This is a genomic window from Acetobacter sp. UBA5411, assembly GCF_002409645.1.
Classification (GTDB): Bacteria; Pseudomonadota; Alphaproteobacteria; order Acetobacterales; family Acetobacteraceae; genus Acetobacter.
Genome location: NZ_DHNR01000009.1, coordinates 45247 through 59105 on the forward strand (window position 1 = coordinate 45247; position 13859 = coordinate 59105).

Below are 13859 nucleotides of genomic sequence, written 5' to 3' on the forward strand. Positions count from 1 at the left end.
TGAATGCAACCGCTGACAAGGCTTTCCCGCACAGGCTGGTTCATTGTTTTTGGGGGATGCAAGGGGGAAAGGACTGCTCTGCTCTAAAAAATAATAATTTTATATTTTAATTTCATATGGTTGTTTGTTTCATCTTGTGTGCTTTGTAAATAAGTCCACGCCGCCGAAAATCTCGATCATGATGGATCAGACTACGATGCCATAGGATCAACCAACCAATATATGGCCTAGGAAAAGTAGCTCTCATTTCCTGAAGCGGAAACTTATAGAATAATTTTAACTGTATGATTTTAAAACATTATATTTTTATGCTTGGGTCATGTTTTGCGTGCAAGTCCAAGACTCCGGTCAAGCGCCGAGCGCACGCGTTCTGCTGAATGACGGATGCGGATATAGTCGCGTCCAGCTTCTGCCAGAGAAGCTGCTTTTTCAGGGGTGTGGTAAAGATCTGCAGTGAGACGTGCCAGATCCGCAGCACTGCTGGCGACAGCAGTCTGTAATTCCGGCGGAAGATTCATGCCTTCCGTCGCAATGGGCGTGGTGACACAGGGGATACCTGCAGCCCAGCTTTCCAGAACCTTGCTCTTGATACCGGCTCCGAACCGTAAGGGAGCGATTGTCAGCCGCACGGAGCGGAGGAAGTTGTCCAGATCAGCGACATGGCCAAGCACACGCACACTGCGTATCTCACTCATCTGAATGATCAGATCCGGCATGGCGCTCCCAACTAGCAGGATTTCAATATCTGGAGCCTCCGCTCGCAGAAGTGGAAGGATGTCATTCACCAGCCACTTGGCGGCATCAATATTGGGGGCATGCCCATAATGCGCGATGAAAGCCACACCATGCCGTCGTTCAAACGGAAGAGGTGGTGCTTTCAGTTCCAGATGCCATGGAACAACATGGATGCTGGCAGTTGGAACCGCAGCAGCCAGCAGATCGGCTTCGACAGGTGAATGAGTGATCACGCTATGGGACGCCCACGTCGCCATATGTTCCCGCACTTTTTCCTGCCCGGAAGCCGTGCGTAATTCAGGACGATTTTCGGCAATGGCCTGCCGTTCCAGACGTACCCACGCCAGATCGGCCACACTGGAAATCAGGCGAGCTCCCGGCATGTAAAGTCTTGCCAGATCGAGGTAGCGGCCAGCGTTGGTCAGACGGTGAAAATAAATGGCATCAAAGCTGTTTGTCTGCGTCCGAAGTAGGGATTCAACCGTCGGGTAGGCTGGAGCATGCCAGCAGGTAAAGCTCTGTTTCTCAAGCTCCCGGACAGCCGCAGAGGCCGGTTCCGTGACTGATGCGATAAAGCTGACTTCATAGCCAAGCGCCTGTGCTGCCTGCATGTGTGAAAGGAGAGCGCTGGAACCGGCATCGCGGGTTGGATCGGGAGCGCGATCGTCAACAAACAGGATTCTGGCGGCAGTTACGCCCGGTTCAGCTTCCTTGCGTCGCTGGGCTTGCCGATGGTGCTCTGTCGCCGCCTTGCGAGAATCGTCGCGTCCCTGTTGGGTCCGAAGCTGGTGGCTCTGATCGGCAAGGAACTCCAGAGCCGCCTCGCGCTGACGTGCCGTCACTATTCCGTTGAGAGTCTGTCTTACGTGTTGGCGAAATGTCTCATTGAAGCGACGTGTCGCCGGGAAATGCAGGGGTGAGCCGGGCAGGTGTGTATTGGTCTCAGCACAGAGAACTGAAACCACATGGTCACTGTCTAGAGAGAGCGGCGGCGAGAGCATGATGTCAAAGCCGTAACGGCCGTCGCTAAGGCCATTATCGCGCAGATCCGGTCGAAACTGATTGGCGAGCATACGGTGCTGCAGCGCCTTATCGACCATGATCGCCACACTGAGGCGCGTTTCAGGGTGGGTATCGCTTCGCAGCCAGCCTGCGATCCTGTCGCGTCCGACAATATCAATGGAGGCGCGCAGGTCAGCCGGGATCGTGCTGGCAAGATGCTCGGCAAAAGGGAGTGGTTGGCGATCCGGGAGCAACAGCACGTTGAAAGAGCTGATTTCTGCTGCAGGCGCAGCATCGTCCGGGATCAGAATGGAAAAGGCATGATGCCCGTCCGCGCTACCCGGGATGACCAGATCTTCCCGAAAGCCGTCTGCCGTTACGTCTGCAATCTGGTTGCCGTGGCATAATATGCGAACGTGATAACGGGCTGACGGGTCGGTCAGGTTTCTCGCCCAGCCCGCAATCGTCCAGCCCTGGCCGGGTTCATGACTGATGACGTCAACAAATCCGGCAAAGGCTGATTCGGCCGGCACGGCCGATTTTTCTGACACGCTCATAAAGAGCAGTGTCCGGTAAAATCCTGAAAGTTTTACGAACGGAAACGCTCAGGCGGCATGATCGTGCAGCGATCTGCTTGCCGGATTGATCAGGCAGCCTCCTGTGTCAGCATCCTCAACATGGATCAGGTCCGCCACCACCGGGCCATCACAGACGAAGCGGAACGCGTGCCGCCCTGAATAACGTCCTTCTCCAGTCAGATCCTCTCTGAAACGATCCGCTGTGACACGGCCCAGTTCGATGTCCCGGCTATAGATGATCAGTTCACGCGGTGTATCGGAGGCAGCGTCGCAGCGTGCCCACCCCTCAATCGTCGTGGAAGTGACTGCGTCTACGAAGCCGCTGACCCTATTACGCTCCATGACGTCAGCAGCGAGCGTTTTCAGGCGCTGTCTGATTGCTTCGAGGAGCGGACCATCTTCGATGCGGGGCAGGCAGAAGCGTGCCGTCTGACGCATTTCCTCGGAATAAAGCGCCGCATACTCAGTAGCGTTGTGGAACATGGCCCGACTGTCATCGTCGACAAATGTTTCAGAGGCGGCCCCTTCCGCCAGCAGGAGATCGTGAGTCTCGAGTTCAATATGGATATAATCCACGCGGCGTGGCCTGCGCGTCTGGGTTATGCTGGAGCCGTTGATTAGCAGGCTGGCAGGAATAAGTTTACCGTCCAGCGCCATCGCGTGAAGCGGCGATACACGCAGGGTCCGGTGCGGAAGGCCGTTTCCCAGAGCGCCAGCCTGAATGACGACGGGCAGGATATCCGGGTTGCCAGCGGCAAAGCGTCCGTCATAGCTGCGTCGCCCGATCCACCGAATCGCGCGACTTTCTCCGGAAGCTGTCCGGATGACATCCCCAATCGAGAGGGTCTCAATGGGACGCTCTCCATCTGGTGTGGTGATGAGCGTTCCGGGGCAATAGCAGGGCACGCCGTAAGTGATTCGGGTGCCGCCATCAGGAGCGCGCTGAAAGTAGAATGGTGAGCCAAATGTGCCACCTAGGTGGATGGACACGCTTTCGCTCCCCTCGGTCACGGTCAGAACGCCGTCGGAATCGATGAATCCGGTATCGATCTCATTGGCCGTTCCGGCGAATGTCAGATCGGTAATGACAATCTGGTTGATCGTGCTGACAGTCTGGGTGCCTGACGCGCTATAAAGCGAGGTCAGCCCCATCGACGAGACCGCGCCGATAACGTCAAAGCCCTGAATGGTGATGGATGCGAGCTGATCCATCGTGATGTTAAGCACTGACTGCGTCGTGTGGCTGCCCGACATGCCGTAGACCGTTTGTCCCGGATCGCTGTTCGGCAGAAAGGTGAGGGTGCCTGTGTAAAGAGCGCCATTCTCAAGAGTGAGCGTGCCGCCATCCAGCGCGATATTGGCTGCCGAGCCACCTGCCTGCACATCAATGTTGGCGTTGGCATTGGCCGTCGTATGAATCGCCGTCCCGCCAGACATGACGATCTGCTGAGCATAGCCATCCGCCCACATGGGAGTGGTGTGGTAGAACCAGCCCAGATGTAGGCCTGTCAGTGTGGTGTCGACCGCTGTGCCGCCGTTTTCGACATATTGGATGCTGTCGGAAATAGCCTGACCAAAAGGCAGATAAGTGCTTCCTGCGAAAGCGACGTTCACAGTCGTGTCGCTGGACAGACCTCCCGCGCCGACGATCTGCGTCCCGTCGATCATCATGTCCGGGCCAAGATTGTTCGCATTATAGCGACCCGTAATGGTCGTTTCGGTAGCTGTTCCGCCAAGGAGGGACTGTGTACCGCCCATGACGTTGGTAGCCGAGGCTGAGCCGCCCGCCAGCACTTCCTCGGAGCCATAAAGGCTGGTCTGCACGACCCGCCCGCCAGAATCGACAACGTCGGTGCCGTGCACTTCGTTCTGCAGGCCCAGCCCATCGACATAAAGCCGTCCTCCAGCCTCAACCATCGTGTTGATGGCAAAGGATGTGGCTGGAATGAGAGCATTTTCATCTGTGGCGACCACTGCGCCGACATCGCCGCTGGTGATGACTGTATCAATGTGGGGGGAGGCAGCCCCGCCAAACGACAGGGTGGCGCCGGTACCGTCCGCATTTTCAACCAGTGTCAGATTTGCGTTGCTGTAGTCCGTTCCGCTGTCGAGAAAGATTGTCTCAACAGCCGCACCACCCGATTCGAGCGTCAGTTGTGATCCGCTGCCGAGAGAAAGCGATGTGTCCGATGTCACGCCGGACAGAAAAACACTGTCATTCGCGCCGAAACCGGACAGAGTCAGGTTGGTCGGGACTGAGCCCAGCACCAGAGATTCTCCGCCTGATGTGGAGAAAAGGAACTGGACATGGCTGGCTTCAGCACCGTCAGCGACAATGACGGTGCCGCCGGAGAGGGCGATGCTGCCGGAAAAATGCTCCAGAGCGCCTGATGTGAATTGCAGAGTCGTGCCAGAGCCGGTCTGAGTGATCGCTCCGGCCCCTGAAATCTGGCCTGCGACGGAACTTTGGCCCTCAAAAACGAGTGTGCCATCATTTGTCACAAAACCACCTGCCTCGACCACGTCATTCACGGCCGTTGCACCGGAAGCGACAGTCTGGATTCCGCCAGAAGCAACGATAATCTGCCGGGCGGATGTCCCGCTCTGAAGCGTCTGATTTCCTCCTGAGGCGACTGTCCCGTTTTCTACGGATGCGCCGTTCATGACCTGCTGTGAGCCGCTATCGAGGATGAGAAAATTCTGATCCGTAACACCGCCTGATCCAGCGGGAGCCAGTATCTGCTCCTGAGCCGATACGCCGCTGATCACTGTGCCGGATGCGCTGCCACCGTTGAGAATCAGTGTGCCATCGGTTTCCGTCTGTAATCCCGTGACAGAGGTTGCGCTGCCAAGAACGAGTGTCCCGGACGAAACCGCCTGCACCGGGACACGGGCATCCGTAACGTTCACGGTTCCGCCGGTGAACGTTACGGATGTCACTTCAGCGGATGATATTGTGATGGCGCCTTTACTTCCTGCGACAAGGCTATCGGCCACAGCACCGCTGGAGAGTGCTATTGAGCCTCCTGCAAGCGCTATGCCCGTATTCAGCAGCCCCCCGCTCATGATCTGCACAGAGCCGGACAGGACAGTCACATTTTGTTCAGTGCCGCCGCTCTGCACGATTTCCTGCGCCGAACCTGCTGTCGTGCCCTGTAGTCTGGTGCCATTAGCAATGCCGCTGACAACCAGTGTTCCACCACCAAGGACAGTCACTGCCGAGACGATCGTGCCGGATGCAACGGTGTTTGTCTGGCCGCTGAGGACAAAACTGTCAGTGCCTGAAAAGCTGGAGGAGGTTGTCATGACAGCGCCTTCATTTGCCGGTCTCGATTTCTTCATGCGGGTGTCGGTTCAGGAAGGCTGATCTGTCAGAATCAGATTCGTTTTAACCGCGTCGCCTGATGATCCACACTGTCGCATCGATCCATTTCGGGTGGCTGTTAAAAGGACGGCAAAGCTCGTTAAAAGTCCGTTTAAGACGGGGTTTTGTTCCCAAAAAGGGTATTGAAAATGGGCTTTTTCCACGTGACGGAGCGCTATTCCGTATGATCACTTGGTTACAGAAGTGTCACGCTTGCTTGACAGGGAAATGCAGGGTCGTTAGCAAGCCGATGCACCCAGTTGGGAGGTGCAGGTGACCGAGGACAGAACTTCCTTTGACGAACGTCTCCGGGCTGCGCAAAAGCGCGTCGCGGGTAAGCAGGCCACTGACCAGAAACCGGATGCTCAGGACAAATCGCTCCTGTCTCTGGCGGCGAGGGCAGGGAGTGAAATGCTGGGCGGGCTCGTCGTTGGTGTGCTGGCAGGGTGGGGACTGGACCGCTGGTTCCATTTCAGAGCCCTTTTCATCGTGATCTTTGCACTTCTTGGCGGTGGCGCCGGTATCCTGAATGTCTGGCGGCTGATGAAGTCGCTGGAACGGCAAGAATAAGAATCCGAGCGACCAGAAAGGTCGGGGAGAATAACGTTGGCGGGCGGTTCAAGTATCAACGTGCTCGAGCAGTTCGAGCTGCATCCGGTTCTGGGTGGGTTGGGCGAGGCTCTAAGTCTCAGTCAGGCACCCATTTTCATGGTTGTGGCATGCGTGCTTGTTCTGGCTTTCCTTCATTTCGGGATGAAACCGGCAGCAGTTGTTCCTGGTCGCCTTCAGGCTGCGGCTGAAATCTGCTACGAGTTCATCCATAATCTGGCGGTGGATACGATCGGACCTGAAGGGACTGCTTTCTTTCCTTTCATTTTCGCTTTGTTCTTCTTTATCCTCGCTGGTAACTATCTGGGGCTCATCCCCTTCTCCTATACCTTCACCAGCCATATCGCTGTGACATTTGCTCTGGCGCTGATGGTGTTCCTGATCGCGATCATTGTTTCGCTGAAGGTGCAGGGGTTCAAGTTCTTCGCGCACTTCATGCCTGCGGGAGCGCCGGTGCTGCTGGCTCCGCTGCTGGTGCCGATTGAAATTCTTTCCTTTCTGTCACGTCCGGTCAGTCTGTCGATCCGACTGTTCGCCAACATGGTGGCTGGCCACGTGATGTTCGATATCTTCGCAAGCTTCGTTATCATGCTGGCCGGCCTTGGCTTCATTGGTGATGTGCTCGCGGTTGGCCCTCTCGTGATCAATATTGCGCTGATGGGACTGGAATTGCTGGTTGGTGCTCTGCAGGCCTATGTGTTTGCTATCCTGACCTGCATCTATCTGAGGGAGGCTGTGTCCCACTAATTGGGGCAGACCCCGTCGGGTTACGTTTTTTCGTTAATAGGGAAAATCAAAATGGACCTCGCTTCAGCCCGTGAAATCGGTGCCGGTATCGCTGTAATCGCCCTTGCCGGTGTCGGCATCGGGCTCGGAAACATCTTCTCCACGCTGGTCAGCAGCATCGCTCGTAACCCTGCGGCTCGCCCGCATGTGTTCGGCCTTGGCATGCTTGGCTTCGCGCTGACAGAAGCTGTTGCGCTGTTCGCCCTTCTGATCGCCTTCCTGATCCTGTTCGTCTGAGGACGGAGTAGCTTCGTGCGCAATCCGGTTTCCCTGATTCGTCACTCTCTCGTTGCAGGAGTCTCGAGTCTGCCGCTTCTCATGGCGGCGGCGCCCGGCGCGCACGCGGCGGGTATGCCTCAGCTGGACTTCAGAAACCCGCTCCTTACGGGGCAGGTTATCTGGGGTGCTGGCATCTTTCTGTTTTTCTACCTCGCTTTGCGCAGTTGGGCATTGCCGAAGGTCGATACGGTTCTTGCCAGCCGTAGTCAGCGTATAAATGGTGACCTCGATCAGGCGCGTGCAGCAAAAGTCGATGCCGACAATGCTGTCCGAGAACTGAATGAGACAAAAAAGGCAGCAGCTGCCGAGGCTCAGGCGCATCTTGATGCTGTGCTTGATGAGGAGCGCAAGCAGACAGCATCTCGTCTGGCTGAATTGGGTTCCAAGCTGGAGGTTGAAATTGCTTCAGCCGAAAAAGCTGTTGCGGAAGAACGCTCCAGGGCTCTTGAATCCCTTAAGCCGATTGCATCCGATGTGACTGAAGCATTGGTGCAGAAGCTGACCGGAACAAAGCCTGATCGTGTCAGGATTGAAGCGGCTGTCGCAAAAGTAGCAGCTGAAAAGTCCACGATTTCGGCAATCGCGTGACGGGGAGATAGCGTCAGTGACAATTTTTCAAGAAGCTGGCTTCTGGTACGCGACGTCATTTGTGCTGTTTTTTGTGATCTTTGGCCCAAAGATCTGGAAACCGCTTAGAGAGCTTCTCGACGCTCGTGCCGACCGTATTCGGGTCGAGCTTGAAGAGGCTGCCCGTCTTCGTCGTGAAGCCGAACAGATGCGTGAAGATGCAACGCGTGAGCGTGAGCAGGCTTACGCGGAAGCGAATGCTGTTATCGAGCAGGCACGCAAGCAGGCGGAAGATATGGCTTCAAAAGCCCGTGTCGAAGCCGAAGAAATGTTGAGCCGTCGCGAGCAGATGGCTCGTGATCGCATTGCGGCTGCAGAACGTGCTGCTGTTGAAGAGGTACGGGCTGCTGCGGTTGAGGCTGCTTTCAAGAGTGCCCGGCTTGTGATTGAAGAGACAGTTAACCCAGAGTCATCTGTTTCCATGATTGATAAGGCAATTGCGGATCTGCCTGCCGCCCTGACTGCCCGTGCAGCCTGATAAATCCTTGTTGTCGAGCAAGGAAGCATGTCCCACAGAGAATGAAAATTTCTCTGTGGGTTCGCCTGTTTTGAGCATTGTTCTCACAGTGCTTAACGAACGGGAGAATATTATTCCTGTGTGTCAGGAATTGGCTTCCGTTCTGCCAAACCTTCCCGACTGTGAAATTGTTTTCGTCGATGACGGAAGTGTCGATGGTACACTGGAAAAATTGATCCAGGCTCGGCAAACAATTTCTGGTCTGCAGGGATTGCGTGTTCTCAGGCACAATAGGCGTTGTGGTAAATCAGGCGCTCTAAGAACGGGCATCAAAAATGCAAAAGGTCGCTGGATTGCGACCATAGATGGGGATGGACAGGATGATCCATCTGAAATCCCCGAGTTGTTTGCATTAGGAGTTTCTGGAGAGGAAGCTGGTCGAGCACCTCTGGTCGTTGGGACACGCTTGAAGCGTAGGGACACCATATGGCGTCGTCTGGCTACGCGCTTTGCGAATGGTCTTCGCCAGCGCATTCTGGCCGATGAGTGCCCTGATACTGGTGCGCCGATGAAGGTCTTTCTGCGTGAAGACTTCCTGAACTTGCCCCAATTTGAGGGATTGCATCGCTTTCTTCCGGCCCTCATGAAAACCTACAGGGTTCCATTGGTATGTAAGCCGGTGAGACATCGTTCCCGGCTTCATGGAGAGTCCAAATATACCAATCTTGGGCGCGCCATTGTTGGAGTGCGAGATCTGCTAGGCGTTGTGTGGCTGAGAAACAGAACCCGATTGCCTGAAACAGTCGAAGAATGCTGAAGAGCAAGCTGACGAGCTCATTTATCAATCGCCTGCTACTTCTTGTTTTCTGTGCCTTTTTGCTCTTATTGCCTGGGCGAGCAAGCATACCTCCCTTTGATCGGGATGAGCCGCGTTACATGCAGGCTACAGCCCAGATGCTTGAGAGCCATGATTTCATTGATGTGCGGTTTCAGGATAAACCGCGATATCTTCAGCCTGCTGGAATTTACTGGCTTGAGGCTGCCGCCGTTTCCTTAACAGGAACACTCTCCGATAGGGCTGTGTGGGCTTATCGCATTCCTTCACTTGTTGCGATGACATCCGCTATCGGTCTGACAGCATGGATGGGAGCTATACTGTTCAATCCCGCGGCGGGGCTGCTCTCGGGTGCCTTGCTGGCGACTTCAGTACTTGTAGAAGCTGAAGGGAGAATGGCGACAATTGACAGCACGCTGTTACTCGCTGTTCTTCTTGCTGAATTTTCGCTTCTTCTCGTCCTTGAGGATAGAAGTAAAGATCGTAGGACCCCAGTTAAAACGGCTTTGCTGTTCTGGAGTGCCTTGGGTTGCGGTCTTATGCTTAAAGGGCCTGTCATTCTTATCCCCGGCCTTGGAACACCCTTGTGCTTGGCCCTTGTTGAGAGAAACGGGTCCTGGCTTCAGCGCTTACGCTTCGGATGGGGCTGGCTTGTTATGCTGGCTATTGTGGTGCCTTGGTGCGTTGCGATTGGCGTCGTTAGCCATGGAGATTTTTTTCAACACTCTGTCGGAAGAAATTTTTTAGGAAAAATAGGGCAGGGCCAGGAAGCTCACGGCGCTCCTCCAGGTTTCCATCTTCTTGTTTTTGGACTAGCTTTCTGGCCGGGGTCCTTTTTTGCGGCAGCGTCACTTCCATTTATTTGGGCACGTAGAGCAAGCTGGCAGATCCAGTATCTACTTTGCTGGATTATTCCGCATTGGATTATCTTTGAATTAATCGCAACAAAACTTCCTCATTATGTTTTGCCGACATATCCAGCAATCGCTCTGTTTACTGGAGCAGCACTCTGTTGTTCGAGTAAAGGATGGAGTTGGCCACAAAAAAAATGGTGTAGAATAGCTTTGTTTGTCTATGGCGGCCTTTGCCTCAGTATCGGCGTGGCATTGTCGCTAGCAGGAATAGTTATCAGCAAAGTCATTGAAGGTAGAGTGCCTGCCGAAGCATGCCTTATCGCTATCGGTAGTTTTCCTCTTTTAATTTTAACTGTGCGGGCCGTTATTGCAGTCAGCATGAAGCAGGCTGCACTCTATGCAATGGGAGCGGCTACTCTGATTTATGTGGGATTGTTTTTGGGAGTTATCCCGCGTCTACATCAAATATGGCTGTCTCCCAGACTAACGGTGGCTGTTAATCGGCATTTGCCCTGTTCTGATTCTGAAATTATATCAAGCTCATTTTCTGAACCAAGCTTTGTATTTCTGATGCATGGAAGAATTAATTTTGATACCTCCAAGAATGCAGCGCGTATGTTGGAAACCAATAAATCTTGTGGGTTAGCTTTGGTTGGTAGGCGCGATGAAAAAACTTTTAACGAAGAGCTTTCGAGTAAATCCATTAAAACGATCGAATATGGGCGAGTTTCAGGATTTAATTATTCAACAGGGAAGTGGCTGGATATTGGTATATATGGCGTTTTGAACAGATGAATCGTGTGATTTTGTGTTCTGTTGGCTGGACTTGAGGGATATGCTTTTTGGCATAGGTTTATAATCAGGCAAGCATCGTCTTACATGAACCGGGGCTCTACGCTGGACCAAAGAACGACAACGAGTATCCATGACAGACCACGCAGCATTGGGTGTGTTGGCATTATTAGGTAGATAGTCAGGTCGGCCTGCCAGCAGGGCAATTGTGACCCGCTCTGCAGGTGTCGTAATTTCCCAGAGAGTTTCGGGATTAATGCGGCCTGTCGTGATCAGTCGAGCGGCTTCGACTATGCGCATATCTTTATCCTTTCCTTCTAGAAAATAGTGAAGTTAGGACTTTGATAACTCAAGAAGGTTTCGGAGAAGTTAAAGTTTGCCTAGTTTGGGGTAGAATTAACAGTCGGGCAATCAAGGTTTCTATATTAAAATCTTTAGCCTGTTTTCAGTGAAGGCTGAGGGAAGGGAAAGGAAATTTTTCTTGCATATATAAATATAAAAATTTATATAAAATAAAAGATATACATTAAATATAAATTTTACTGCAGTAAACATGTGTTTTTAACAAATAGTAACTATTTTATTTTTCAATATAAAAATTAGATTTTTAGCAGTTTATAATTTCTATTTTGAGTATCTATGTTATTGTAGTATGAGAGCTATATTTTGAAAATATACAATAGAATTATAGTTAATTTGTGTTTTTAATAATTATTCGCGAAATATTGTTGATTTAATTGCGCGATTTATTATAAACTTTTATTTAATAAAATAAGTAAAATGCAGATACTGAAATTATAAATATTATTTATATAAAAATAAATAAAATCCTATATATAGAGCTATATTTCAAGAAAACAAAGTGCGAATTTTAAAAATGCTTTTACTTATAGTGAATAATTTGGATTTTTCAGAAAGCTTGCATTTTTTCGCGATATGGTAATAAGTATATAAAAAATGCATAATATATGGGTTAATGGAAATGATATATTATCGTAACGTTTTGTTTGCATTGTGTTTTGTTAGTAGTCTTCATACTGCTAAAGCAGCTGATGATAGCTCTACTTTACAAGATCAGTTAGACGTTTGTTATGCAAAAAAAAGCAACTGCGTTATCGATCTTCATGGCGCTAAAAAGGTGCTTTCAAAAACATTAAAAATAAACCCTGAGTTGGTAACCATAAGAGATGCTATATTTGAATGCCGCATGAATAATGGTGCATGTTTTTATATATCCGAAGAAGGATATGGACACCGTAGCGATGCTACAATTAATAAGCTTGAGCATATTACTCTTTTTGGAAACAAATCAATTGATGGAATTGTCATGAATTATACTAATCCAAGAGATTATGTGACTAATGCGGCTTTTACTCTTTCAAGTGTGTCTATTCAGGGATTTAATCATGGGTTGGTCCTGGGAAGCGGAGTTTGGGGAGTAGATATGTTCAATGTAATAATTGGGGGAGGGAATACTGGCATTTTCGTGCCTCCTGGTACAAAAAATGCCGGAGAAAGGAATACTTTTGTTGGTGGCGCTATTTACAACAATGCGATTGTTGGGCTTGATGAGGAATCAAATATTGAACTGGATTTTCAAGGAACAAGTTTCGATTATAACAATCAGCAGATGTTTTTGAATGGACCAACTGATTTTACCGGGCATTTGGAAAACAGCGAAAGCACAAAGCCCGAGATCGTATTGAATGCTCTCCCTGGTGTGGCTGCCGGCTCATTGTATATGAGCGCTGGTTCTACGATTACTGTAAATGGATGGAATCCAAAAGCGCCAAAACAACCGTGTTATGTGGAAACCAAGGTTTCGTGGAGTAATGTCAAACTGCCCGCAACAGTCTATGGTTTTGGTGGAACTATAGGTGGACTTTGTGGTCCTGGAAAAGTAGTGACATGGGATGGTGAGGCTCCCAAATTCTAAAAATAGTATTGCTTGAAATATAGATTCCTACTGGTTGTCTTTCTGCTAAAACGGAAACGTCAGCAGTGCATTTTGGATGAGATGTTATTGTAATTTAATAAGATTATCTAACATCGATTATCAATCTATGCAGCCAATTTCGGTCAATACGCTTGGCATCAATGAAAGTTACATCTCCAGCGGCCGATAGCGTATGCAGCCCTTGTGTATATGGAGCGCAACGTGCGGGCGCTCTCAGTTCGGTGCCAGGATTAAAGCTGGAAGTGGCCGATAGAGGGAGAGTGGCACTTATAAGACGGACGCTATCGCCATAAGCATTGGATGCAGTCCGGGTCGGTAATATGATCCTGCCTTCTTGTATGACAGGAGAGCCGCCCATCCGACTAATGCTTTTATCACCTTCAGTTGTCTGCGTGGAGATGTTTTCCCATGGTCCGCACAAATGCGTTGACTGGGCAATTTTGAGCGTCTTAGGCGCAGAGTCAGGCGAAGTATAAAACATCCACCACAACCCATCACTTTTCGTAGGCGTGGCGTTAATTGTAGGGTAGGGAAATGAAAACTCAGGTACAGCTTCCCATTGCCAAGGAAAATCTACAGCACGGTACAGCGTCAGTCTGCTCGATCCACAAGGATCTGGAAGCATCCAGATTTCACCATCGTCTTCGATGAGTGTTGGATAAGTCAGGTTCCATGCTTCAGAAAGAACAACTCGTTCCTCCATGACCTGAAACATTCCGTTCAGACGAAAAGCCTTTATGACGCTTTTGCGTGTTCGGTAGTCATAATATTTAGCAAGAACATATAGATCACCTTTGTGCCACATACCGAATGGATCGGATAAGGAACGGAAAGAACCGTTCAAAGGCAGCCAGTGAATCGGAAATGGATCAATAGAACCCGCTTCGATTATACGCTGGATGGGAGCAGTAATGGCTCCTATTTTCCAGATATCGGTCCTGAAAATACTCATAATGAGTCAATAGCGGGATTCAGAACGCCTTC

Annotated in this window: 11 protein-coding genes; 8 read left to right on the forward strand and 3 right to left on the reverse strand. The window is 51.1% G+C overall.

The annotated features are described in order from the left end of the window. Nucleotides 1-317 precede the first annotated feature (317 nt). Nucleotides 318-2294, reverse strand: coding sequence for a glycosyltransferase family 4 protein (locus B3759_RS03235; RefSeq protein WP_291363581.1), 1977 nt, complete (start codon nt 2292-2294; stop codon nt 318-320). 48 nt (nt 2295-2342) lie between these two features. Beyond that, nucleotides 2343-5621, reverse strand: coding sequence for a Hint domain-containing protein (locus B3759_RS03240; RefSeq protein ID WP_291363583.1), 3279 nt, complete (start codon nt 5619-5621; stop codon nt 2343-2345). A 331-nt stretch (nt 5622-5952) separates the two neighbouring features. On the opposite strand from B3759_RS03240, the gene B3759_RS03245 reads away from it, so the two are divergent. From B3759_RS03245 to B3759_RS03280, 8 genes are all read left to right on the forward strand, one after another. Continuing rightward, a complete protein-coding gene (locus tag B3759_RS03245; protein ID WP_232876314.1) occupies nt 5953-6249 on the forward strand; it encodes an AtpZ/AtpI family protein in 297 nt (98 codons plus the stop codon). A 36-nt stretch (nt 6250-6285) separates the two neighbouring features. Further along, nucleotides 6286-7035 carry a F0F1 ATP synthase subunit A gene (locus B3759_RS03250; RefSeq protein WP_291363587.1) on the forward strand — a complete coding sequence of 250 codons (750 nt, stop codon included), beginning with the start codon at nt 6286-6288 and terminating at the stop codon, nt 7033-7035. 51 nt (nt 7036-7086) lie between these two features. Then, nucleotides 7087-7311 carry an ATP synthase subunit C family protein gene (locus B3759_RS03255; RefSeq protein WP_010667433.1) on the forward strand — a complete coding sequence of 75 codons (225 nt, stop codon included), beginning with the start codon at nt 7087-7089 and terminating at the stop codon, nt 7309-7311. Nucleotides 7312-7326: 15 nt separating this feature from the next. Continuing rightward, nucleotides 7327-7941, forward strand: a complete 615-nt coding sequence (locus B3759_RS03260; protein WP_291363590.1) for a hypothetical protein — start codon at nt 7327-7329, stop codon at nt 7939-7941. 22 nt (nt 7942-7963) lie between these two features. Beyond that, nucleotides 7964-8458, forward strand: a complete 495-nt coding sequence (locus B3759_RS03265) for an ATP synthase F0 subunit B (RefSeq protein WP_291363705.1) — start codon at nt 7964-7966, stop codon at nt 8456-8458. 55 nt (nt 8459-8513) lie between these two features. Beyond that, nucleotides 8514-9254: a glycosyltransferase family 2 protein gene (locus B3759_RS03270; RefSeq protein ID WP_291363707.1), complete on the forward strand. Its 741-nt coding sequence runs from the start codon at nt 8514-8516 to the stop codon at nt 9252-9254. Then, nucleotides 9248-10921 carry an ArnT family glycosyltransferase gene (locus B3759_RS03275; RefSeq protein ID WP_291363592.1) on the forward strand — a complete coding sequence of 558 codons (1674 nt, stop codon included), beginning with the start codon at nt 9248-9250 and terminating at the stop codon, nt 10919-10921. Before B3759_RS03270 ends, B3759_RS03275 begins: the two co-directional genes overlap by 7 nt. A 979-nt stretch (nt 10922-11900) precedes the next feature. Then, nucleotides 11901-12854 carry a hypothetical protein gene (locus tag B3759_RS03280; protein WP_291363594.1) on the forward strand — a complete coding sequence of 318 codons (954 nt, stop codon included), beginning with the start codon at nt 11901-11903 and terminating at the stop codon, nt 12852-12854. Nucleotides 12855-12957: 103 nt separating this feature from the next. Here B3759_RS03280 and B3759_RS03285 read toward each other — a convergent pair whose 3' ends face one another. Next, on the reverse strand, nt 12958-13827 hold the full coding sequence (locus tag B3759_RS03285; protein ID WP_291363596.1) for a glucosamine inositolphosphorylceramide transferase family protein: 870 nt from the start codon (nt 13825-13827) through the stop codon (nt 12958-12960). Nucleotides 13828-13859: the final 32 nt, after the last annotated feature.